17 protein-coding genes are annotated in these 22,964 nt (G+C 61.6%); 12 read left to right on the forward strand and 5 right to left on the reverse strand.

All coding sequences use genetic code 11. From position 1 onward, the window contains the following. Positions 1-6 precede the first annotated feature (6 nt). Entirely contained in the window at positions 7-150 is a 144-nt protein-coding gene (locus tag C5J22_RS31130; protein ID WP_167336316.1) for a hypothetical protein, read from the forward strand. A gap of 138 nt (positions 151-288) precedes the next feature. On the opposite strand, the gene gyrA is transcribed toward C5J22_RS31130, so the two are convergent. Beyond that, positions 289-3,105 carry a DNA gyrase subunit A gene (gene gyrA, locus C5J22_RS10725; protein ID WP_245440342.1) on the reverse strand — a complete coding sequence of 939 codons (2,817 nt, stop codon included), beginning with the start codon at positions 3,103-3,105 and terminating at the stop codon, positions 289-291. A 227-nt stretch (positions 3,106-3,332) separates the two neighbouring features. Between gyrA and C5J22_RS10730 the strand changes: the two genes are divergently transcribed. Both C5J22_RS10730 and C5J22_RS10735 read left to right on the forward strand, forming a co-directional pair. Then, entirely contained in the window at positions 3,333-3,962 is a 630-nt protein-coding gene (locus tag C5J22_RS10730; protein WP_105438223.1) for a MarC family protein, read from the forward strand. 105 nt (positions 3,963-4,067) lie between these two features. Next, the gene (locus C5J22_RS10735; protein WP_105438501.1) at positions 4,068-5,213 is read left to right on the forward strand and encodes an HPP family protein; all 1,146 of its coding nucleotides are present in this window, start codon (positions 4,068-4,070) and stop codon (positions 5,211-5,213) included. Between the two features lie 49 nt (positions 5,214-5,262). On the opposite strand, the gene C5J22_RS10740 is transcribed toward C5J22_RS10735, so the two are convergent. Then, positions 5,263-5,826, reverse strand: coding sequence for a single-stranded DNA-binding protein (locus C5J22_RS10740; protein WP_105400989.1), 564 nt, complete (start codon positions 5,824-5,826; stop codon positions 5,263-5,265). 247 nt (positions 5,827-6,073) lie between these two features. Here C5J22_RS10740 and uvrA point away from each other — a divergent pair, with 247 nt between their 5' ends. Both uvrA and C5J22_RS10750 read left to right on the forward strand, forming a co-directional pair. Further along, a complete protein-coding gene (gene uvrA, locus C5J22_RS10745; RefSeq protein ID WP_105415785.1) occupies positions 6,074-8,995 on the forward strand; it encodes an excinuclease ABC subunit UvrA in 2,922 nt (973 codons plus the stop codon). A gap of 24 nt (positions 8,996-9,019) precedes the next feature. Continuing rightward, positions 9,020-9,832, forward strand: a complete 813-nt coding sequence (locus C5J22_RS10750) for a DUF72 domain-containing protein (protein WP_105438224.1) — start codon at positions 9,020-9,022, stop codon at positions 9,830-9,832. On the opposite strand, the gene C5J22_RS10755 is transcribed toward C5J22_RS10750, so the two are convergent. Continuing rightward, the gene (locus C5J22_RS10755) at positions 9,829-11,310 is read right to left on the reverse strand and encodes an NAD(P)H-hydrate dehydratase (protein ID WP_105438225.1); all 1,482 of its coding nucleotides are present in this window, start codon (positions 11,308-11,310) and stop codon (positions 9,829-9,831) included. The two genes, C5J22_RS10750 and C5J22_RS10755, sit on opposite strands and share 4 nt — an antisense overlap. A 343-nt stretch (positions 11,311-11,653) precedes the next feature. Between C5J22_RS10755 and C5J22_RS10760 the strand changes: the two genes are divergently transcribed. The 4 genes from C5J22_RS10760 to hspQ all read left to right on the forward strand — a co-directional run bounded on the left by C5J22_RS10760 (position 11,654) and on the right by hspQ (position 14,930). Further along, entirely contained in the window at positions 11,654-11,992 is a 339-nt protein-coding gene (locus C5J22_RS10760) for a P-II family nitrogen regulator (protein ID WP_007753933.1), read from the forward strand. Positions 11,993-12,060: 68 nt separating this feature from the next. Then, positions 12,061-13,470 carry a type I glutamate--ammonia ligase gene (glnA, locus tag C5J22_RS10765; RefSeq protein ID WP_037087011.1) on the forward strand — a complete coding sequence of 470 codons (1,410 nt, stop codon included), beginning with the start codon at positions 12,061-12,063 and terminating at the stop codon, positions 13,468-13,470. A gap of 112 nt (positions 13,471-13,582) precedes the next feature. Then, complete coding sequence (locus C5J22_RS10770; RefSeq protein ID WP_105438226.1) at positions 13,583-14,506, forward strand: DMT family transporter; 924 nt, start codon at positions 13,583-13,585, stop codon at positions 14,504-14,506. A gap of 94 nt (positions 14,507-14,600) precedes the next feature. Beyond that, positions 14,601-14,930 carry a heat shock protein HspQ gene (gene hspQ, locus C5J22_RS10775; RefSeq protein ID WP_046667651.1) on the forward strand — a complete coding sequence of 110 codons (330 nt, stop codon included), beginning with the start codon at positions 14,601-14,603 and terminating at the stop codon, positions 14,928-14,930. Between the two features lie 114 nt (positions 14,931-15,044). On the opposite strand, the gene C5J22_RS10780 is transcribed toward hspQ, so the two are convergent. Then, positions 15,045-15,692 carry an invasion associated locus B family protein gene (locus C5J22_RS10780; protein ID WP_105438227.1) on the reverse strand — a complete coding sequence of 216 codons (648 nt, stop codon included), beginning with the start codon at positions 15,690-15,692 and terminating at the stop codon, positions 15,045-15,047. A 285-nt stretch (positions 15,693-15,977) separates the two neighbouring features. Between C5J22_RS10780 and C5J22_RS10785 the strand changes: the two genes are divergently transcribed. From C5J22_RS10785 to C5J22_RS10795, 3 genes are read left to right on the forward strand one after another with little or no spacing between them, the layout of a single operon-like run. Next, positions 15,978-17,783 (forward strand): extracellular solute-binding protein, encoded by a 1,806-nt coding sequence (locus C5J22_RS10785; protein ID WP_105438502.1) that lies wholly within the window; start codon positions 15,978-15,980, stop codon positions 17,781-17,783. 37 nt (positions 17,784-17,820) lie between these two features. Continuing rightward, the gene (locus C5J22_RS10790; RefSeq protein ID WP_105438228.1) at positions 17,821-18,492 is read left to right on the forward strand and encodes a DsbA family oxidoreductase; all 672 of its coding nucleotides are present in this window, start codon (positions 17,821-17,823) and stop codon (positions 18,490-18,492) included. 15 nt (positions 18,493-18,507) lie between these two features. Beyond that, a complete protein-coding gene (locus C5J22_RS10795; RefSeq protein WP_105438229.1) occupies positions 18,508-19,446 on the forward strand; it encodes a DMT family transporter in 939 nt (312 codons plus the stop codon). On the opposite strand, the gene mfd is transcribed toward C5J22_RS10795, so the two are convergent. After that, a complete protein-coding gene (mfd, locus tag C5J22_RS10800) occupies positions 19,447-22,953 on the reverse strand; it encodes a transcription-repair coupling factor (protein WP_105438503.1) in 3,507 nt (1,168 codons plus the stop codon). It lies immediately after the preceding gene. Positions 22,954-22,964 lie beyond the last annotated feature (11 nt).

The following is a 22,964-nucleotide window of genomic DNA, read 5'->3' on the forward strand; positions in this document are numbered from 1 at the left end:
AACCCCATGTTCGTGACGTTGACAGTACTTGCAGGTTTGATCAGCATCATGTTCGTGGCTTCCGTGGCCTCAACGATTTCCGAGCTCAGGCGCGAACGTGCCGACATGAAGGATTTCAGGGATTTCTCGCGCCGCCACAGCGTGTTCTGACGGATTGACCGATTTGGCGATTTGACAGTAGCGAACCGCGTTCACGCGGACTTTCCCGTCGCAAGCGGTTCAAACAAAAGCCGGAGGATTTTCATCCTCCGGCTTTTTATTTTGGCCGTTTTTTGATTGAGGTGCGGCTTATTCCGCCGCACCCTCATCCGTCGGACCCGCTTCCGGGGCGGCAGCGCCGAGATCACCGGTTTCGCTGTCGATTTCCTCCGGCAGGCCATTGCCGTTTTCCTCGTCGCCTTCCGGCTCGCTGATACGCTCGACCGAGACAACCTTCTCATCCTTGGCGGTCGAGAAGATCGTGACGCCCTTCGTGGCGCGGCTGGCGATGCGGATACCGTTGACCGGCACCCGGATCAGCACGCCGCCATCGGAGACGAGCATGATCTGGTCATTGTCCTCGATCGGGAAGGCGGCGACCAGTTCGCCAATCTCCGCTGTCTTGGACGTATCGGTGGCGCGGATGCCCTTGCCGCCGCGGCCCGAGGTGCGGAAGTCGTAGGAAGACGACCGCTTGCCAAAGCCCTTTTCGGAAACCGTCAGCACGAATTGCTCGCGGGCCTTCAGTTCCTCGTAACGCTCGTCGGAAAGCTGTCCCTCCTCGGTGACTTCCTCACCCACGAGAGCGATATCCTCCTCGTCAACGCCTGCGGCGCGACGTTCCGTCGCCGAACGCTTGAGATAGGCCGCGCGCTCCCAGGGCTCCGCGTCCACATGACCGACAATGGTCATGGAGATGATGCGGTCGCTTTCGCCGAGCGTGATGCCGCGTACGCCGATCGAATTGCGGCCGGCAAAGACGCGCACGTCACCAACGGGGAAGCGAATGCACTGGCCGAGGGCGGTGGTCAGCAGCACGTCGTCCTGATCGGTGCAGGTCTCGACGGAGAGGATTTCGTCACCCTCTTCCTCGAGCTTCATGGCAATCTTGCCGTTGCGGTTGACCTGCACGAAGTCCGATAGCTTGTTGCGGCGAACGGTGCCGCGGGTTGTCGAGAACATCACGTCCAGGTTCTCCCAGGTCGTTTCGTCCTCGGGCAGCGGCATGATCGTGGTGATGCGTTCGCCCGGCTCCAGCGGCAGCATGTTGATCAGCGCCTTGCCGCGGGACTGCGGCGTGCCGATCGGCAGGCGCCAGACCTTTTCCTTGTAGACGATGCCGCGCGAGGAGAAGAACAGAACCGGCGTGTGGGTATTGGCCACGAACAGGCGCGTGACGAAATCCGCGTCGCGCGTCGCCATGCCGGAACGGCCCTTGCCGCCGCGACGCTGGGCGCGATAGGTGCCGAGCGTGACGCGCTTGATATAACCGAGATGCGAAACGGTGACGACCATGTCCTCGCGGGCGATGAGATCCTCATCGTCCATTTCGAGACCGCCTTCGAGGATCTGCGTGCGGCGCGGCGTGCCGAATTCATCGCGCACGGCAGCGAGCTCTTCCTTGACGATCGTCTGGATGCGCAGGCGCGACGAGAGGATGTCGAGGTAATCGCTGATCTCGGCGCCGATCTTGTTGAGTTCGTCGCCGATTTCATCACGGCCGAGAGCCGTCAGGCGGGCGAGACGGAGTTCGAGGATGGCGCGCGCCTGTTCCTCAGACAGATTGTAGGTGCCGTCCTCGTTAATCTTGTGGCGCGGATCGTCGATAAGGCGGATCAGCGCATCGACGTCCTGAGCCGGCCAGCGACGGGTCATCAACTGCTCGCGCGCCGTCTGCGGATCGGGCGCGCGACGGATCAGGAGAATGATCTCGTCGATATTGGCGACCGCGATCGCCAGGCCCACCAGGACGTGGGCGCGTTCGCGAGCTTTGCGCAGCAGGTATTTTGTGCGCCGGCTCACCACTTCCTCACGGAAGGACACGAAGGCGCGCAGCATGTCGAGCAGCGCGAGCTGTTCCGGCTTGCCGCCATTCAGCGCCACCATGTTGCAGCCGAACGAGGTCTGCAGCGGCGTGTAGCGATAGAGCTGGTTGAGGATCACGTCGGCATTGGCATCGCGCTTCAGCTCGACGACGACCCGGTAGCCCTGACGGTCGGATTCGTCGCGCAGGTCGGAAATGCCCTCGATGCGCTTTTCGCGCACCAGCTCGCCGATCTTCTCGACCATCGTCGCCTTGTTCACCTGGTAGGGAACTTCGGTGATGATGATCTGCTCGCGATCGCCGCGCATCGGTTCGATTGCGGCAACGCCGCGCATGATCACCGAGCCGCGGCCGGTTTCATAGGCGGAACGGATGCCGGCCCGCCCGAGGATCAGGGCGCCTGTCGGAAAGTCCGGACCGGGAATGATCTCCATCATTTCCGGCAGCTCGATCGCCGGGTTGTCGATCAGGGCGATACAGCCGTTGATCACTTCCACCAGATTGTGCGGCGGGATGTTGGTCGCCATGCCGACGGCGATGCCGCCTGCGCCGTTGACCAGAAGGTTCGGAAATTTCGCCGGCACCACGACGGGCTCGGAGAGCGTGCCGTCATAGTTGTCGCGGAAATCGACGGTTTCCTTGTCGAGATCGTCGAGCAGCGCGTGGGCCGCTTTCTCAAGGCGGCATTCGGTGTAACGTTCGGCCGCCGGCGGATCGCCGTCGATCGAGCCGAAATTGCCCTGACCGTCGATCAGCGGCAGGCGGAGCGACCAGTCCTGCGCCATACGCGCCAGCGCGTCATAGATCGCCGAGTTGCCGTGCGGATGGAATTTACCCATCACGTCCCCGGTCACGCGGGCGCATTTGACGTATTTCTTGTTCCAGTCGATGCCGAGTTCCGACATGCCGTAGAGGATGCGCCGGTGGACCGGCTTCAGTCCGTCGCGGACGTCAGGAAGGGCGCGGCTGACGATGACGCTCATGGCGTAATCGAGGTAGGACCGCTGCATCTCTTCCATGATGGAAATGGGTTCGATGCCTGGAGGCAGCTTTCCGCCGCCGGGTGTGCTTTGCTCAGTCAAATCGGATCACGATCTCTGTTCGGAATCAGTTTCTTTTTTATAGCGGAAAGCGGTTCCGAGCGCCAATTTCCACAATGGTTTTGAACAGCTTTTGCGGCTTTAACACGGCTTTTGAACAAGGTCGAAACATGCCGTGACGCTGACGGGGTGGGCTTTCTTTCGCTGCCGGCCTGTCCTAACAATCTTCGCATGCGACTGCAAGGATTGCAGCCTGACAGGGAGAGGATATGGCGACCCCCGATATGCTGGTCAATGCCCTGACCACGATGCTCGTGACACTCGACCCGCCCGGTCTGGCGCCGGTTTTTCTGGGCTTGACCGTCGGCATGACCGCCCTCCAGCGCCGCCAGGTCGCCTTCCGAGGATCGCTGATCGCCTTCGGTATCCTCGCCGTCTTCGCGCTGTTCGGTTCGAGCGTGCTCGGGTTGCTTGGCATATCGATCGGTGCCTTCCGCATTGCCGGCGGCCTGCTGCTCTTCTGGATCTCCTTCGAAATGGTGTTCGAGAAACGCCAGGAGCGAAAGGAGAAGACATCCCAGGCGGCGATCACCATCGACCACATCCACAACATCGCGGTGTTTCCGCTGGCGCTGCCGCTGATTGCCGGACCGGGCGCGATATCGGCTACCGTCCTGCTTTCCGGCACCCTGCCCGGCGTTCTCGATCGGGCGCTTTTCATCGGCGTCATCGCGCTGATCATGCTGCTCGTCTACGCAACGCTTCTGGTCGCCGAACGGCTCGACCGTTTCCTCGGGGTCACCGGAAGGGCGATCCTCACCCGTCTGCTCGGCGTGATCCTCGCGGCGCTCTCCGTTCAGTTCGTCGTCGACGGGGTGCGGTCGGCCCTCAATCTTTAGGCCCGCACTCTTCGCGTGGGACCCAGCGTTAGGTAAGACCTGGGCGACAGAGCGGAATTTTCTGCTAAAACGCGATTCATCTCACCTCACTCGAAGGTCTCCATGATGCGCCGCATGTTGCGCCGGCTCCTGCCGGAAGCCACCCCCGTCAGCCCCAAGGAAAGATTGCGTGCCGCACTTGGCGCGCTCGTGGGCATTCTGGTGACGGGACTGCTGGGAAGCCTGGCTTTGAAGGCAGATGCAACGCTTCCGGCACTGGTCGCCCCCATGGGGGCTTCGGCCGTGCTGTTGTTTGCGGTGCCTTCCAGCCCGCTCGCACAGCCGTGGTCGATCCTTGGCGGCAATATCGTCGCCGCTCTTGTCGGCGTGACCGCCGCGCTTTTGATACCCGACCCCTTCCTGGCCTCGGCGGTGGCAATCGCCGTTGCCATCGCCGCGATGATGACGCTTCGCTGCCTGCATCCCCCAAGCGGGGCGATCGCGCTGACCGCGGTGCTGGGTGGGCCGGCCATCCACGAACTCGGATATGGTTTCGTGATCTGGCCCGTCGCCGGCAATTCGCTGGCCCTGCTGCTGCTCGCGCTGGCCTTCAACAATCTGACGGGACGTCGGTACCCGCACGCGGCCAAGCCGGCAGCCGATCACGGCACGACCGATCCCGCCTCGATCCAGCGCATCGGCTTTACCTCCGCCGACCTCGACGATGTCCTGAAAGAATACGACGAGTTCCTGGATATCGATCGCGACGACCTCGAAACGATCCTGCGACGGACGGAATTGCGCTCCTATCGCCGGCGCGCCGGCCATCTCGATTGCGCCAGCATTATGTCGCGCGATGTGGTGGCGGTCGCACCCGACAATACCCTGAAGGAGGCGCACGACCTGATGCGCGCCCACCATTTCAAGGCCCTGCCGGTTACCAACGACAGGGCGGAAGTGGTGGGGATCGTCACCCAGACAGATTTTCTCGACAAGGCGAACTGGACGAGAGGCCGGCCGAAAATCGGTTTTGCCCAACGTGTGCGCCTCGTCCTGTCGGGCGCCAGCGCACCGAACGACACGGTCAAGGATATCATGACAGCGCCTGTCAGGACGGTTGGCCCGGCCACACCGATCGCGGACGCAATCGTCATCTTCGCCGAGGAGGGGCTGCACTACCTGCCGGTAACCCGCGAAAACAACAAATTGGTCGGCATTCTCTCGCAATCGGACGTCCTGGTCGCGATGCTCGCCGACAAGGCAGCCGCCTGATCGATAATTCAGGCAGCTGCCGTTTCATAAATCGATGCCGACCGATCGATCAGAACGGGATGTCGTCGTCGAGATCGCGCGAGAAATTGCCGCCGGCCGGTTGACCACCGGAGGACGGAGCGCCGCGGCTCGCGCCGCCCGCAGCGGGCCGGCGCTCGTAATCGTCGCCGCCGCCAAAATCGTTGCCGCCGAAATCGCTGCCGACACGATTGCCGCCGCCACCGCCACCGCCGAAACCAGCACGGTCACCGCCGCCCTCGCCGCGGCCATCCAGCATGGTCAGCGTCGAGTTGAAGCCCTGAAGCACGATTTCCGTCGAATAGCGGTCGTTGCCGGTCTGGTCCTGCCACTTGCGGGTCTGCAGCGCGCCTTCGATATAGAGCTTGGCGCCCTTCTTCACGTATTGCTCTACGACCTTGCAGAGACCTTCGTTGAAGACGACGACAGTATGCCATTCGGTCTTCTCGCGGCGTTCGCCATTGTTGCGATCGCGCCAGGTTTCGGACGTGGCGATGCGAAGATTGGCGATCGGCCGGCCGTCCTGCGTCCGGCGGATTTCAGGATCAGCCCCCACATTCCCCACCAGGATTACCTTGTTCACACTACCAGCCATATTCATCACCTCATCTGCCGCCCGGTAACGGCACCAAAAATCAATCGCGGCACTCTAGCCCATCGGGCCCAGCCATTGGGTTTTTGCGATCTTTAATCCACAGGCAAATTTGTTCTTTATTTGTTCTATTTTATTCCTATAGTGCTGTCAACCGACTCGGGAACGGCGTTGCATGGCAGCAGTTTCGTCTCGACAGTCGTGGATCAATCACTACATAAGGGCCTTCGATCCTCCCGAGAGCATGAAGATGAGCGAACTGAAGAGCATTTCCATACGTGGTGCGCGCGAGCATAATTTGAAGGGCATCGATCTCGATTTGCCCCGCAATTCGCTGATCGTCATGACCGGCCTGTCCGGTTCGGGCAAGTCGTCGCTCGCCTTCGACACGATCTATGCGGAGGGCCAGCGGCGTTACGTCGAAAGCCTTTCGGCCTATGCGCGCCAGTTCCTGGAAATGATGCAGAAGCCGGATGTCGACCAGATCGACGGGCTTTCGCCGGCGATCTCGATCGAGCAGAAGACGACGTCGCGCAATCCGCGCTCGACGGTCGGCACGGTCACCGAAATCTACGATTATATGCGCCTGCTTTTTGCGCGCGTCGGGGTGCCCTATTCGCCGGCGACCGGCCTGCCGATCGAAAGCCAGACGGTCAGCCAGATGGTCGACCGCATCCTAGCCTTCGAGGAAGGCACGCGTCTTTATATTCTGGCACCAATGATCCGCGGGCGCAAAGGCGAGTATAAAAAAGAACTCGCCGACCTGATGAAGAAGGGGTTCCAGCGCGTCAAGGTCGACGGCCAGTTCTACGAGATCGCCGATGTTCCGGCGCTCGACAAGAAATACAAGCACGATATCGATATCGTCGTGGACCGGCTCGTGGTCCGCTCCGATATTGCCGCGCGCCTGGCGGACAGCCTTGAAACCTCGCTGAAACTGGCAGACGGGCTGGCGGTCGCCGAATTCGCCGACAAGCCGCTGCCGCCGGAAGAGACTTCGGCCGGCGGATCCGCCAACAAATCCCTCAACGAAACGCACGAACGGGTGCTGTTTTCTGAAAAATTCGCCTGCCCCGTTTCCGGATTCACCATTTCGGAAATCGAGCCGCGGCTGTTTTCGTTCAACAATCCCTTTGGCGCCTGCCCGACCTGCGACGGTCTCGGCTCACAGCAGAAGGTGGATGAAGCGCTGATCGTGCCGGAACCTGCCCGGACGCTGCGCGACGGCGCGATTGCGCCATGGGCGAAATCCACTTCGCCCTATTACAATCAGACGCTCGAAGCACTGGGCAAGGTTTTCGATTTCAAGCTGTCCAGCCGCTGGAACGAGCTTTCTGCGGAGGCGCAGAAAGCCATCCTCGAGGGCACCGAGGAAAAGATCGAATTCCACTATGCCGACGGCGCCCGCTCCTACAAGACGGTCAAGAATTTCGAAGGCATCGTGCCGAACCTCGAGCGCCGCTGGAAGGAAACCGACAGCGCCTGGGCGCGCGAGGAGATCGAACGGTACATGTCGGCAGCCCCCTGCCCGGCCTGCAACGGCTATCGCCTGAAGCCGGAGGCACTCGCCGTAAAGATCAACAAGCTGCATATCGGCCAGGTCACCGAGATGTCGATCCGGATCGCCCGCGACTGGTTCGAGGTGCTGCCGGAACAGTTGAACGCCAAGCAGAACGAGATCGCGGTCCGCATTCTGAAAGAGATCCGCGAGCGCCTGCGGTTCCTGAACGATGTCGGCCTCGATTATCTCAGCCTCTCGCGCAATTCCGGCACGCTCTCCGGCGGCGAAAGCCAGCGCATCCGGCTCGCCTCGCAGATCGGCTCCGGCCTGACCGGCGTGCTCTACGTGCTCGATGAGCCGTCGATCGGCCTGCACCAGCGCGACAATGCCCGCCTGCTCGACACGCTGAAACACCTGCGCGACATCGGCAATACGGTGATTGTTGTCGAGCATGACGAAGACGCGATCATGAGTGCCGACTACGTCGTCGATATCGGCCCGGCAGCCGGCATCCATGGCGGACAGGTGGTGGCCGAAGGCACGCCCAACGAGGTGATGGCCAATCCGAAATCGCTGACCGGCAAATATCTGTCGGGCGAGCTCGGCGTGCCGGTACCGGCCGAGCGCCGCAAGCCGAAAAAGGGCAAGGAAATCAAGGTTTTTGGCGCCCGCGGCAACAACCTCAAGAATGTCACGGCAGCCATTCCGCTCGGCGTGTTCACCGCTGTGACAGGCGTGTCCGGCGGCGGCAAGTCGACCTTCCTGATCGAGACGCTTTACAAATCCGCCGCGCGCCGCGTCATGGGCGCCCGCGAAATCCCGGCAGAGCACGACAGGATCGACGGTTTTGAACATATCGACAAGGTGATCGATATCGACCAGTCCCCGATCGGCCGGACGCCGCGTTCAAACCCCGCCACCTATACCGGCGCCTTCACGCCGATCCGCGACTGGTTTGCCGGCCTGCCGGAGGCAAAAGCCCGCGGATACCAGCCGGGCCGCTTCTCGTTCAACGTCAAGGGCGGCCGCTGTGAGGCCTGCCAGGGCGACGGCGTCATCAAGATCGAGATGCACTTCCTGCCGGACGTCTACGTCACCTGCGACGTCTGCCACGGCAAGCGCTACAATCGCGAGACGCTCGACGTCACCTTCAAGGGCAAATCGATCGCCGACGTGCTCGACATGACGGTCGAGGAAGGCGTCGAATTCTTCTCGGCGGTGCCGGCGGTTCGCGACAAGCTGCAATCGCTTTTCGATGTCGGCCTCGGCTACATCAAGGTCGGCCAGCAGGCCAATACGCTTTCGGGTGGCGAGGCGCAGCGCGTCAAGCTAGCCAAGGAATTGTCGAAACGTTCGACGGGGCGCACGCTTTATATCCTCGACGAGCCGACGACCGGCCTGCATTTCCACGACGTCGCCAAGCTTCTGGAAATGCTGCAGGAACTGGTGAACCAAGGCAATTCGGTGGTGGTCATCGAGCACAATCTCGAGGTCATTAAGACGGCCGACTGGATCATCGATATCGGCCCGGAAGGCGGCACCGGCGGCGGCGAAGTGATCGCGGCCGGCACGCCCGAGCAGATCGTCAAGGAAAAGCGGTCCTATACCGGCCATTTCCTGAAGGAACTGCTGGAGCGGCGGCCGATGAAGAAGGTGGAAGCGGCGGAGTGAACCTCCGCACAAGGGAGGCAATTCATGACCAAAGCCGGCACAATACGCACGGGCATCGGCGGCTGGACCTTCGAGCCGTGGGAAGGCACATTCTATCCTGAAAAACTGGCGAAAAAGAAACAGCTCGAATACGCCGCCAGCAAGCTGAAGGTCATCGAGGTTAACGGCACCTATTACGGGTCGCAAAAGCCCGAGACCTTCGCCAAATGGGCATCGGAAGTGCCGGACGGATTCATCTTTTCGCTGAAGGCGAGCCGCTTCACCACCAACCGCAAGGTCCTGGCCGAAGCGGGAGACTCGATTGAGAAATTCCTGACTCAGGGCCTGACCGAGCTTGGCGACCATCTCGGGCCGTTGCTCTGGCAGTTCGCACCGACCAAGAAGTTCGAAGCGGATGATTTCGAGGCCTTCCTGAAACTGCTGCCGAACAAGCTGGACGGGCTGAAGCTGACCCATGTGGTCGAGGTCCGCAACGACACGTTCAAGGTGCCGGAATTCATCGCGCTGCTTACGAAATACAACATCGCGCCCGTCTGTGCAGACCATTTCGACTATCCGATGATCGCGGATGTCACGGCGGATTTCGTCTACGCGCGCCTGCAGAAGGGGTCGGACGATATCAAGACCTGTTATGCGGAAGAGGATATGAAAGCCTGGGCGAAAAGGCTGGAAACCTGGGCAGAAGGCAGCGTGCCGGACGACCTGCCGCTGGTCGATGACAAACACAAGCCGAAGAAGGAGCCGCGCGACGTTTTCGCCTTCTTCATCCACGAGGGCAAGGTGAACGCGCCCTATGGCGCGATGGCGATGCGCGAACTCCTGGAAAGCAGAAGCTAGGGATCCAGGCCGATGCCGGCATGGACGGCGAGATCTTCGGCCGTCATGCCCCTGCCCGCCCGCTTGCCGGCTTCGCCATGCAGATAGACGCCTGCCGCGGCTGCCTCGAAGGCGGGCATGCCTTGGGCGAGCAATGCGCCGATCATGCCGGCCAGAACGTCGCCGGAACCGGCAGTCGCGAGCCACGGCGGTCCGTTGGTATTGATATAGGCGCGTCCATCGGGGCTGGCGATCACCGTATCGGCGCCCTTGTAGACAATGGCGGCATGGGCGCGGGCGGAAGCCGCCACCGCCTTTTCCATCTTGCTCAGGTTGTCATCCGCGACGATGTCAGGAAATAGGCGGGCGAATTCGCCCTCGTGCGGGGTCAGCACCAGATGGGGCTCCCCGCCGGCAAAGGCATCGAACAGGTCCGAGGGCTTTTCCTTAAAGGAGGTGATCCCGTCGGCATCGAGCACCAGCGGGCGATCTTTCAGCGCCAGCGCGAATTGTCTTGTTTTCTTGCCGATGCCGAAGCCCGGCCCGAGCACGAAAGCCGCGAGTTTTGCCGAACCAAGCCAGTTTTCCAGATCTTTCACCGTATCGACCGGATGCAGCATGATCGCAGTCAGCGAGGCTGCATTGACCGGCATGGCAGCGCTCGGCGAACCGACGGTCACCAGCCCTGCCCCTGCCTTCAGGCCCGCCGTCGCCGAAAGCCGAGCCGCTCCGGTCTTGCCGGCCTCCCCGGAAAACACGGCCAGATGTCCGCGGCGGTATTTATGGGTCTCGCTCCCCGGTTCAGCCAGGAGTTCGCGCCAAAGCGAGGGTCCGTTTTCCCGCGTCTCGCCGGCAACCTCACGGATGATGCGGGCCGGAATGCCGATATCGAAAACCTCGACATCACCGCAGAGCGACCTTCCCGGCAGCAGAAGGTGGCCCGGCTTTCGGGTCATGAAGGTGACCGAATGGGCGGCTTGGAAGGCGGCGCCGAGCGGTACGCCACGCCTTCCGCAGAGACCGGAAGGCAGGTCGACGGCGATAACCGGTATCCGCGCCTCGCCAACCCAGCGGATCACATCCGCGACGATGTCGGGCACGTCGCGCGTCAGACCGGCGCCGAACAGCGCATCGACCACCACGTCGCCCGCCATCGGCCGGTAGGCCTGGAGCGGTTCAGACGGCAGGTCGCAGAGCTCGCGCGCCTGCCTGGCATCGCCCTTCAGCTTCTGGGGGTCGCCGAGATGGTGGACGCGAACAGGCGCGCCGGCTTGGCCAAGTGCGCGGGCCGCTACATATCCGTCGCCGCCATTGTTTCCGGGGCCGCAGAGCACGACAAAACGCAAGGCGCCGGGAAATTGCCGGAGTGCGGCCGCCGCAACCGCCTGCCCTGCCCGCTCCATCAGAGCGAACGACGGAATGCCGGATCGGGCAGAGGCGGCGTCCGCCGCTGCCATCTCGTCGGGTGTCAAAAGCAATGAGACAAGCGAAGCATCCATAGGCGCAATTGAACGGAAAGATGATCAGAAAACAAGCGCCGTCTGGCCCGTCAAATAGGCAAAAAATTGTGCAAATGCCTAAATTTACATCCTCACCCGCAGTATATTCGACAATGCTTAACTAGAGGAAAAACTTCAAAAAACTCCGATTCTTGTGCCGCAACGCACCAATTGTGAGAAAAACGGAAGCAATTTTGTCACTGAAGCTGCTGTTTTGTAGGGAATTAGGGCAAAACCGCATTATTTTTTTGAAAGTGTCGTCCGAGTTTGGCACGATAACTGCATTGGCATGTGCGAGCGGGTAACGGCCTGCTTCAAGAGAGAAGCGGAGATATAGTTTCTCATGAAAAAGATCGAAGCGATCATCAAGCCTTTCAAGCTCGACGAAGTGAAGGAAGCCCTTCAGGAAGTCGGTTTGCAGGGGATCACAGTGACCGAAGCCAAGGGCTTTGGCCGCCAGAAGGGCCATACCGAGCTCTATCGCGGCGCGGAGTACGTCGTCGATTTTCTGCCGAAGGTCAAAGTTGAGGTCGTCCTGGCGGACGAGAACGCGGATGCCGTCATTGAAGCCATCCGCAATGCGGCACAGACTGGACGGATTGGAGACGGCAAGATATTCGTTTCCAATGTGGAGGAAGTCATCCGCATCCGCACCGGTGAAACGGGCGTGGACGCCATCTAAACGCCCCCAATAAACGCCCTAGGGCCAAAGGCCGGGGTTTCATCGTCATCGTACATCGAGGAGGCCATATGACGAGCGCAAGCGAAATCATGAAACAAATCAAGGAAAACGACGTCAAGTTCGTGGACCTGCGCTTTACCGACCCCAAGGGCAAGCTGCAGCATGTGACCATGGACGTCGTCTGCGTCGATGAGGACATGTTCGCCGATGGCGTCATGTTCGACGGTTCCTCGATCGGCGGCTGGAAGGCCATCAATGAGTCGGACATGGTGCTGATGCCCGACCCGGCGACGGTCCACATGGATCCGTTCTTTGCCCAGTCGACCATGGTCATCTTCTGCGACATCCTCGATCCGATTTCGGGCGAAGCCTACAACCGCGATCCGCGCGGCACCGCCAAGAAGGCCGAAGCCTATCTGAAGGCATCGGGCATCGGCGATACCGTGTTTGTCGGCCCGGAGCCGGAATTCTTCGTGTTCGACGACGTCAAGTACAAGGCCGATCCTTACAATACCGGCTTCAAGCTCGATTCGTCCGAACTGCCGTCCAACGACGACACGGACTACGAGACCGGCAATCTCGGCCACCGTCCGCGCGTCAAGGGCGGCTACTTCCCGGTTCCGCCGGTCGACAGCCTGCAGGACATGCGCTCCGAAATGCTGACCGTGCTCGCCGAAATGGGCGTGGTCGTCGAAAAGCATCACCACGAAGTGGCTTCCGCCCAGCACGAGCTCGGCGTCAAGTTCGACACCCTGGTGCGCAACGCCGACAAGATCCAGATCTACAAGTATGTCGTGCACCAGGTCGCCAATGCCTATGGCAAGACCGCGACCTTCATGCCGAAGCCGATCTTCGGCGACAACGGCTCGGGCATGCACGTGCACCAGTCGATCTGGAAGGACGGCAAGCCGACCTTCGCCGGCGACGAATATGCCGGCCTTTCCGAGAGCTGCCTCTTCTATATCGGCGGCATCATCAAGCATGCCAAGGCGATCAACGCCTTCACCAACCCGACGACGAATTCCTACAAGCGTCTCGTCCCGGGTTATGAAGCGCCGGTTCTGCTCGCTTACTCGGCTCGCAACCGCTCGGCCTCCTGCCGCATTCCCTTCGGCACAGGACCGAAGTCGAAGCGCGTCGAAGTCCGCTTCCCGGATCCGCTGGCAAACCCCTATCTTGCCTTTGCCGCCATGCTGATGGCCGGCCTCGACGGCATCAAGAACAAGATCCATCCCGGCAAGGCTATGGACAAGGATCTCTACGACCTGCCGCCGAAGGAACTGAAGAAGATCCCGACCGTCTGCGGTTCCTTGCGCGAAGCGCTCGAAAACCTCGATCGCGACCGCAAGTTCCTAACCGCCGGCGGCGTCTTCGACGACGACCAGATCGACGCCTATATCGAGCTCAAGATGGTGGAAGTCATGCGCTTCGAAATGACGCCGCATCCGGTCGAGTTCGACATGTACTATTCGGCCTGATCCGCCTGGGCGCGATTTCCGCGCTTGGCTGCGTTAAGAACGGCGGGCCGCAAGCCCGCCGTTTTCCATTTCGCCGAGCCTTGTGGCTTGCGCCTCCATTGCCGGTGTGCCGATGACCTCCCCCAACTCTCCACAACCGCGCCCGATCGACTGGGTGATCTTCGCGCTCGTGCCCGTGTTCTTTTCCAGCAACCTGGTCTTCGGGCGCGGCGTGATCGGCGAGATCGGGCCGTTCATCACCGCCTTCATCCGCTGGGCCGGAGCAACGCTGATCATCGTGCCGCTGCTGTATCTCGACTGGGCGGCTGCCTGGACCTTTGTGCGCCGGCATACCTGGCTCTGGCTGTGGCTGGGTTTCCTGAGCATCGGCATCAGCGGCGGCTTCGTTTATTGGGCGCTGACGCTGACGACGGCATCGAATGCGACGCTGATCTACACGACCTCATCGCTGTTCATCATCCTTTTCGAATGGCAGTTTTCCGGCCGCCGGATCGGCGGCCGCGAGCTTCTGGGCATGGCGGTCGCATTCGCCGGCGTGGCGGCGATCGTGCTGCGGGGCGATCTCGGCGCCCTGGCGCACATGAATTTCAATGTCGGCGACCTCGGCATGCTCGTGGCGGCGATCGCCTTTGCGATCTATTCGCTCCTGCTGCGCCGCCCGGCGGCCCAGGCGATCCGGCCATTCACCCTGTTCGCGCTGATCGGCTTTTCCGGGTCGCTCCTCCTGCTGCCCCCGGCGCTCTGGGAACTCTTCCATGGCGGACTGCTGCCGACGACGTTTTCAGCCTGGTCGAAGATTGCCGGCATCATCCTGTTTGCCTCGCTCGCAGCGTTCTACTGCTTTCAGCATACGGTGAGGATATTTGGCCCGGCGACGGCGGGAGTGACGCTCTACATGATGCCGCCGGTCTCTATCGTCATGGCGGTGATATTCCTCGGCGAGACTTTTGAAAGATATCACGCGGTCGGCATCGTTCTGGTGCTCGGCGGCATAGTTCTGGCGACGACCCGGCCGCGGAGGCTGACTAAGTCTTAAGTCTATCCCGTGGAACGAAGCGGGCCGGTCTGCATTAATCTCTTGATGTCGGAGAATTTTATTCCCACATTAGGATGCGAAAGGACATCGCACCATGAAACAACGCCACGCTAAATTTACCATCGGAGAAGTGGTCCGCCACAAGGTCTTTCCGTTCCGGGGCGTCGTGTTCGATGTGGATCCGGAATTCGCAAATACGGAAGAATGGTGGAATTCCATTCCCGCGGAAATCCGGCCGAACAAGGACCAGCCCTTCTATCATCTCCTCGCGGAGAATGACGAGACGGAGTATGTCGCCTATGTCTCGGAGCAGAACCTGGAACATGACGAAAACGATGCCCCGCTGCGCAATCCGCAGGTCTACCAGATCTTCGATCGCGGCCCATCCGGTCAGTTGAAGCCCAAGATCATACTGGCCCACTAACCCGAATTCGCAAGACCCGGAAAGGCGTCGGCATTCTGCCGGCGCTTTTTTATGTCCGGAATCAGAAAGCCCGGCGCATGGCCGGGCTTTAAGCTGTTTGGTTCCGACTGGAACTTACTGACCCTGCTTTGCAGAGTTCTGGGCGTCTTCCAGCTTCTTGCGGGTCTCTTCCGCCTTGCGCTGCATGCCTTCTTCGAGGCTGCGCTGGCTTTGAGCGATCTGTTCCTGCGGCATGGCCGGACCGTCGAATACGCCGGTGAAGCCGGTGAGCGGAACCTTGATCGGGTTCGGAGCGCGGCGGAAGTTGATCGACGTGAAGACCACCTCGCCGCCCTTCTTGAGGCTGGCGATCATGGCGTCGGTCAGCGGCACTTCGGCGGTGCACTTGTCCGGAAGGCAAACGATGTAATCGAGCTTCTGGCCCTTGCCGCCGTCGATCTGCATGACGATGCCGGGCGGCACGAGGCGCGCGGTCGGTACCGAAACCTGCATGATCTTGCGGTTGACCTTGCCTTCGACCGTGATCAGGCCGACGGCGGTGATGAGCTGACCGTTCTGGGCGGCAATGATGTTCTGCACGACGCAGAGATCGCTGTCGTCCTGCTTGGTGCAGGTCTTGAACCAGCCGAGCGGCGGTGCACCAGGAGCGGCCGCGGCCGGAGCATCCTGTGCAAGGGCTGCGACCGGCAGCGCTGCTGCGCCGGCCGAAAGAGCGAGAACGGACATCGCCGTCCGCAGAACTTGGGTTGCCTTAAGCATCATAACGAGATCCGTCTCCTGAAATCCGCTGGGTACGGCAGACGCCGTCAACTCCCTCGGGGTGTCCTACTGCCTGTGACCTGTCGGTCAAATGAGGCAATTGAATGACCCGCCCGTGTGGCCAACCTGTTACATCGGGCGGACATCGATATCCAGTCCCTCTTTCGTATTTTTTGACAAGGAGTTAACGTCGACGATCACTCTTTTGCACATCGCGGCGGTTGGTTGGCCTCATGGCATGCGCTATTTTGCAGGCGAATCAGCGAGGATTTCACCGCCATGGGTCCCATGCGACGCTTTCTTCCCCTCATCGCCGCGCTTCTTATCGGCACTCCGGTCCTTGCCGAACCGGTCCACGGGATAGCCATGCACGGCAGTCCGGCGCTTAGGCCCGACTACAAACATTTCCCTTACGTGAACCCGGACGTGAAGAAGGGCGGGCGTATAACCTATGGCGTCGTCGGCACATTCGACAGCCTCAATCCGTTCATCCTGAAAAGCATGCGCACCTCGGCGCGCGGCATCTGGGACCCGGCTTTCGGCAATCTGATCTTCGAATCGCTGATGACACGTTCCAGCGACGAGCCGTTCACGCTCTACGGGCTGCTAGCCGAGAGTGTCGAATGGAATGACGACCGGACCTTCATCCAGTTCAATCTCAATCCGAAGGCGAAATGGTCGGATGGCCAACCGGTCACTCCGGATGATGTGATCTTTTCGTTCGAACTGTTGCGCGACAAGGCCCGCATTCCATTCTCGTCCCGATTGGCGCCCGTCGCGAAAATGGAGAAGATCGGCGAGCACAGCGTCCGTCTGACCTTCAACGAAAAGGCCGACCGGGAATTTCCGTTGATCCTCGCCACCGGCACCCCGATCCTGCCGAAACACGCAACCGATCCGGCCACCTTCGATCAGTCGACGCTGAAGCCGCCGGTCGGCTCCGGCCCTTACCGGATCAAATCCATTTCGCCCGGAGAACGCATCGTTTATGAACGGGATCCGGGCTACTGGGGCAAGGATATTCCGGCCAAGGTGGGTTTCGACAATTACGATCAGATCAGCGTCGAATATTTCCTGCAGGACAACACGTTGTTCGAGGCCTTCAAGAAGGGCGCGATCGACATCTATCCCGATGGCAGCCCGACACATTGGGCGCGGGCCTATGATTTCCCGGCGGTCCAGAACGGCGACGTGATCAAGGATGCGTTCAAGCCGCAGCTGCCGACCGGCATGCTCGGTTTCGTGTTCAATACGAGAAGAGCGCTCTTCGCCGACGTGAACGTGCGCGCCGGCCTGTCGCTCGCCTTCGATTTCGAATGGGCCAACAAGAACCTCTTCGAGGGCGCCTATACCCGCACGGAAAGCTTCTGGCAGAACTCGCCCCTCTCCTCGCTCGGGAAGCCGGCGGACGAGCGGGAGCTCAAGATCCTCGGGGCCATCAAGCAGAGAATCGAGCCGGCGGTGCTCGACGGCAGTTATCATCTGCCGAAGACCGACGCTTCCGGCGCGGACCGCAAAGTATTGCGCGATGCAGTCGACCTCCTCAGGAAGGGCGGTTATGCGATCAAGAACGGCAGGATGACGGACGCTTCGGGCAGGCCGTTGACCTTCGAGGTCATGACCCAGACCCAGGACCAGGAAAAGCTCGCGATCGCCTATCAGCGGACGCTGAAGATGATCGGCGTCGACATGTCGATCCGCACCGTCGACGATGCCCAGTATCAGGCCCGCTCCGGCAATTTCGACTATGACATGATCGTCAAATCCTATCCCGCGTCACTGTCGCCGGGCATCGAACAGGCCGGGCGCTGGGGATCGGATTCCCGCAATCGCGACGGCAGTTTCAATTTTGCCGGCACTGCGGATCCCGATCTCGACAAGCTGATCGAGACCATGCTGACCGTTCGCAGCAAGGAGGATTTCGAGGCTGCCGTACGGGCTTACGACCGGATGCTGATTTCCGGTCACTATCTCGTTCCGCTCTATCATATCCCCGATCAGTGGGTGGCGCGTCGCAAGCATATCGGTTATCCGGAAAAGCTCCCGCTCTATGGCTACCAGCTCAACACTTGGTGGGATAAGCGGGCGCAATAATCCGGTCTCTTCCGGTTACCGAAGAAAGGACGCCGCCATGGAGCGCGTAACCATCGACATCGTTTCGGATATCGTCTGCCCTTGGTGTTACCTCGGCAAGGCGCGGATGGAACTGGCGGTTGCCGAAGTGCAGGACGAGATCGGCGTTGATATCAACTGGCGCCCTTATCGGCTGAACCCGGACCATCCGCCCGAGGGCGTCGACCATCAGGCCGACCTTGCCGCCAAGCTCGGCGGCAAAGATGCCGTCGAACGCGCCCACGACATGCTGAAGAAACTCGGCGAAGAAGTCGGCATCAACTATAACTTCGAGGCGATCAAGATCGGCCCCAACACGCTCGATGCCCATCGCCTGCTGCATTGGGCAATCGTCGAGGATCGTCAAATTCAGGACAAGGTCGCGACCGCCCTGTTCAAGGCGAATTTCGAGGAAGGCCGCAATGTCGGCGACCACGCAGTGCTCGCCGATATCGCCGAACAATCGGGCCTGGACCGCAAGGTCATCGAGAACCTTCTGGCAAGCGACGCCGACAAGGACACCGTCCTTGGGGAGATCGAGGCCGCCCAGAAGATGGGCGTGACTGGCGTGCCGTTCTTCATCATCGACGGGCAGTATGCGGTGAGCGGTGCCCAGACGCCGGATGTGCTTGCCAATGCGCTGCGAGAAATCGCCAAGCTGAAGGCGGAAGCCCGCAAGGGCATGATCTGAGAACGGACCGACCGCGTGCGTACCGACCAGACCCTGAGGGGCGTTCTTCTCGCCTTCGCCTCCTTTGCCGCCTATTCCTGGAGCGATGCCAGCGTCAAGATGATCGAGGGCGCACTGACACCCTATGAAATGGGCTTTTTCGGCGCCGTCTTCATGCTCGCCGGTTTTCCCTATCTCATGAAACCAGGCGACAGCTGGCTCGACGTGGTGCGAAGCACCAACCGGCCGTTATGGGTCCTGCGCTTCTTCTCCGCGGCCGTGGGGACGATCGGCAGTGTCGCTGCCTTCACCTACCTGTCGATGGCGGAAGCCTTTGCGCTGATCTTCCTGCTGCCTTCCTTCGTGACGATCATGTCGGTGCTGTTCCTCAAGGAGACGGTCGGAATCCGGCGCTGGAGCGCCGTGATCATCGGCTTCGTCGGCGTTCTGGTCATTTTGCGCCCCGGTTTCCGCGAACTTTCGATCGGGCATGTCGGCGCGGTTTTTGCCGGATTTTCCGGGGCGATCTCGATCATCGTCTATCGCGCAGTCGGGCCGTCCGAAAAGCACATCTCGCTTTACGGCGCCGGCGTCCTTGGCGTTCTCGTCATCCTCGGCATCCTGATGATCCCGGACTTCCACTGGCCGACCCTTCCGCAATGGGCCATGCTTGCCGGATACGGCCTGCTGGCGGCACTGGCCACCGTCTGGCTGATGTATGCCGCCAACTACGCGCCCGCCGCGGTGATCGGGCCGACCCAATACAGCCAGATGCTCTGGGCCATCCTGTTCGGCTATCTCGTCTTCGGCGACAGGGTCGACCTGCCGATGTTGATCGGCATCGTGCTGATCATCGGTTCCGGCCTCCTGACGCTCGCCCGCGAGCGGGCACGCGACGTGCGCCTGCCCGCGTCCGTCGCGACGGATCAGCAAGCCGCCGTAGTCACCGTCCCCGACAATAAATCCGACACATAATCACGATTTAGCCAGTTCCGCGAACTGGGTCATCACCTGGGCTGCGGCCGTCAGCCGCTTTTCGGGGGACGGCAGGTCGCGGGTAAGGAAGACGCTGTGGTCAGGGCGGATCTTTGCGAGCGTCCCCTGCTTGGCGATATAACCGACAAGATTGGCCGGGTTCGGGAACTGCTTGTCGCGGAAGGTGACGACGATACCCTTGGGGCCGGCATCGAGCTTCTCGACATTGGCCTTGCGGCAGAGCGACTTGATGTAGACCACCTTCAGCAGGTTCTGCACCTCGACCGGCATCGGGCCGAAACGATCGACCATTTCCGCGCCGAAACCATCGATCTCGGACAGGTCCGTGACTTCGCCGAGACGGCGGTAGAGGCCCATGCGCAGATGCAGGTCGGGCACGTAGCTTTCCGGGATCATCACCGTGATGCCGACGGAAATCTGCGGCGACCAGCCGGTGTCGGTGATCTCGTCGTCGCCCTTCACCTCCGCCACGGCTTCCTCCAGCATCTGCTGGTAGAGCTCGAAGCCGACTTCCTTGATATGGCCTGACTGCTCTTCGCCGAGCAGATTGCCGGCGCCGCGGATGTCGAGGTCGTGGCTGGCGAGCTGGAAACCGGCGCCGAGCGTGTCGAGCGACTGCAGCACCTTCAGGCGGCGCTCGGCGGTGGTCGTCAGTTGCTTGTTGACCGGTAGCGTGAAGAGCGCGAAGGCGCGCACCTTGGAACGGCCGACACGGCCTCGGAGCTGATAAAGCTGCGCCAGGCCGAACATGTCGGCGCGGTGGACGATCAGCGTATTGGCGGTCGGCACGTCGAGGCCGGATTCGACGATCGTGGTCGACAGAAGCACATCGTATTTGCCGTCGTAGAAGGCATTCATGATGTCTTCGAGCTCGCCTGCCGCCATCTGGCCATGGGCAACCGCGACCTTCAGTTCCGGCACGTCCGACTGTAGGAAAGCCTGGATTTCCGGCAGGTCTGCAAGCCGCGGGCAGACGTAGAAACTCTGGCCGCCGCGATAATGTTCGCGCATCAGCGTCTCGCGGATGACCAGCGGATCGAAGGGCGAGATGAAGGTGCGGACCGCCATGCGGTCGACCGGCGGCGTGGTGATCAGCGACAGTTCGCGAACGCCCGTCATGGCGAGCTGCAGCGTGCGCGGGATCGGCGTTGCCGAAAGCGTCAGGACATGCACGTCGCTCTTCAGCTCCTTCAGCCGTTCCTTGTGCTTGACGCCGAAATGCTGTTCCTCGTCGATGATCAGCAGGCCGAGATTGGCGAACTGGATGCCGGCGCCGAGCAGCGCATGGGTGCCGACGACGATATCGACCTTGCCGTCGGAAATGTCCTTCTTGGTCTGGGTCAGTTCCTTGGCGGGTACCAGCCGCGACGCCTGCTCGACCTTGATCGGCAGCCCGCGAAAACGCTCGCGAAACGTCTTAAAGTGCTGGCGGGAGAGAAGCGTGGTCGGCACGACGACCGCGACCTGCGCGCCGTTCATCGCCGCGAAGAAGGCGGCGCGCAGCGCCACTTCCGTCTTGCCGAAACCGACGTCGCCGCAGACGAGGCGGTCCATCGGCCGGCCGGCGCCGAGGTCGTCGCGCACGGAATCGATCGCCGTCGCCTGGTCCTCGGTCTCGTCATAGGGGAAGCGGGCGGCGAATTCGTCGTAGAGCCCTTCCGGCGTGGTCAGAACCGGGGCGCGGCGGGTGATGCGGGTGGCCGCGATGCGGATCAGCGCGTCCGCCATATCGAGCAGGCGTTTCTTGAGCTTCGCCTTGCGGGCCTGCCAGGCGCCGCCGCCAAGCCTGTCGAGCTGGGCTTCCGCCGCATCCGAGCCGTAGCGCGACAGGAGATCGATATTCTCGACCGGCAGGAAGAGTTTTGCCTGGTCGGCATAGTGGAGTTCCAGGCAGGCGCGCGGGGCGCCGGCGGCCTCGATCGTCACCAGGCCGACGAATTTGCCGATGCCATGCTCCGCATGGACGACCAGAGAACCTTCGTCGAGGCCGGCGACTTCGGTCAGGAAATTGGCGCCGCGCTTGCGGCGCTTGCCGCGGCGGACCATGCGGTCGCCGAGAATGTCCTGCTCGCCGATGACGACGATATTGCCCGTCTCGAAACCGGCCTCCAGGCTGAGGACCGCGGAAGCCGCCTCGCCTTTTTCCAGCTTGTCGAGATCGGCAAGCTTGTCGATCTGGTTGATGCGCTTCAGCCCGCGCTCGTCGAGCACCTGCAGCAGCCGGTCGAGCGAGCCGGCGGACCAGCCGGTGACAAGAACCTTGGCGCCCTCGGCGCGCTTGTCGGCGATATGCTTGACGACGAGGTCGAAGACGTTGACCCGTTCGTCGCGGTCCTTTTCCTCCGTCTGGTTTTTCGCCCAGCGCGGACCGGCATGCGCATCCAAGGTCACCACCCGGCGACCTTCCGCATCCATCTCGTTGAACGGCGTCAGGCGCACCGCGTTGACGGCGTCGAGCGCCGCGGCAAAGGCTTTGCTTTCGAGGTAGAGCTGACCCGGTGAAACCGGCTTGTAGGGCGCCGCCTGGGCGGCCGCACCCTTGCCCTGGGTGCCGCTGTCGCGCCGTGCCTCGTAATAGTCCAGCACCAGTTTCGAACGCTCGCCGGCCGCTTCGCGCGCCGTGTGGTCGGTGACGATCCGGAAACCCTTGAAGTAATCGAAGGCGGTTTCGAGACCGTCGTAGAACAGCGGCAGCCAGTGTTCCATACCGGGGTAGCGCCGGCCTTCGGAGACTGCCTGATAGAGAGCGTCGTCACGGGTCGCAGCGCCGAAGAGGGAGAGGTAGTTCTTGCGGAAGCGGCTGATCGTGTCCGGCGTCAGCGTCACCTCGCTCATCGGATTGAGGTCGAGGGCACGCGCCTGGCCGGTGGTGCGCTGGCTGGCGGGATCGAACGAGCGGATCGATTCCAGCGTATCCCCGAAGAAATCGAGGCGTACCGGCTCCTCCGTGCCCGGCACGAAGACGTCGAGAATGCCGCCGCGCACGGCGAATTCGCCGACTTCGCGAACCGTCGCGACGCGCTCGAACCCATTGCGCTCCAGCCGCGCCGCGATATCGTCCATGCGGATCTGGTTGCCGGGCTTGGCGGAAAAGGCGAGGCTTTCGATGATCTCGGCAGGAGCGATCTTCTGCAGCATGGCATTGACTGTGACGAGCACGATCGCCGCATGCGGCTTCCTGGCATGCGAGATGAGGCCCGACAGCGCAGCCAGTCTGCGGGCGGAGACATCGGCGCTCGGGGAAACGCGGTCATAGGGAAGACAGTCCCAGGCAGGCAGTGTCAGGACCGGGATTTCCGGCGCCACGAAGGACAGCATCTGTTCCAGATCGAACATGCGCTGGCCGTCCGACATGACATAGGCGACCGCCTGGCCGGCGCGGGCGAGCTCGGCAAGGATCAGCGGCTCCATGCCCGGCGGCACGTTGCCTATGGTCAGCGGGGTTTGCGCCGCGGCGATCTTCTTCGCGTCGAATCCGGGAATCATCGGGCCAGAAT

Origin of the sequence: Neorhizobium sp. T25_13 (genome assembly GCF_002968675.1) — a bacterium.
GTDB lineage: Bacteria > Pseudomonadota > Alphaproteobacteria > Rhizobiales > Rhizobiaceae > Neorhizobium > Neorhizobium tomejilense.

What these genes read in the sequence shown, in the direction of transcription:
- C5J22_RS10770 (WP_105438226.1), top strand. Translation starts at nt 13,583, where the DNA reads ATGACCTCCCCCAACTCTCCACAACCGCGCCCGATCGACTGGGTGATC.
- C5J22_RS10785 (WP_105438502.1), top strand. Translation starts at nt 15,978, where the DNA reads ATGCGACGCTTTCTTCCCCTCATCGCCGCGCTTCTTATCGGCACTCCG.
- hspQ (WP_046667651.1), top strand. Translation starts at nt 14,601, where the DNA reads ATGAAACAACGCCACGCTAAATTTACCATCGGAGAAGTGGTCCGCCAC.
- C5J22_RS10755 (WP_105438225.1), bottom strand. Translation starts at nt 11,310, where the DNA reads ATGGATGCTTCGCTTGTCTCATTGCTTTTGACACCCGACGAGATGGCA.
- C5J22_RS10730 (WP_105438223.1), top strand. Translation starts at nt 3,333, where the DNA reads ATGGCGACCCCCGATATGCTGGTCAATGCCCTGACCACGATGCTCGTG.
- C5J22_RS10735 (WP_105438501.1), top strand. Translation starts at nt 4,068, where the DNA reads ATGCGCCGCATGTTGCGCCGGCTCCTGCCGGAAGCCACCCCCGTCAGC.
- C5J22_RS10750 (WP_105438224.1), top strand. Translation starts at nt 9,020, where the DNA reads ATGACCAAAGCCGGCACAATACGCACGGGCATCGGCGGCTGGACCTTC.
- uvrA (WP_105415785.1), top strand. Translation starts at nt 6,074, where the DNA reads ATGAGCGAACTGAAGAGCATTTCCATACGTGGTGCGCGCGAGCATAAT.
- C5J22_RS10780 (WP_105438227.1), bottom strand. Translation starts at nt 15,692, where the DNA reads ATGATGCTTAAGGCAACCCAAGTTCTGCGGACGGCGATGTCCGTTCTC.
- glnA (WP_037087011.1), top strand. Translation starts at nt 12,061, where the DNA reads ATGACGAGCGCAAGCGAAATCATGAAACAAATCAAGGAAAACGACGTC.
- C5J22_RS10740 (WP_105400989.1), bottom strand. Translation starts at nt 5,826, where the DNA reads ATGGCTGGTAGTGTGAACAAGGTAATCCTGGTGGGGAATGTGGGGGCT.
- C5J22_RS10760 (WP_007753933.1), top strand. Translation starts at nt 11,654, where the DNA reads ATGAAAAAGATCGAAGCGATCATCAAGCCTTTCAAGCTCGACGAAGTG.
- C5J22_RS10790 (WP_105438228.1), top strand. Translation starts at nt 17,821, where the DNA reads ATGGAGCGCGTAACCATCGACATCGTTTCGGATATCGTCTGCCCTTGG.
- mfd (WP_105438503.1), bottom strand. Translation starts at nt 22,953, where the DNA reads ATGATTCCCGGATTCGACGCGAAGAAGATCGCCGCGGCGCAAACCCCG.
- C5J22_RS31130 (WP_167336316.1), top strand. Translation starts at nt 7, where the DNA reads ATGTTCGTGACGTTGACAGTACTTGCAGGTTTGATCAGCATCATGTTC.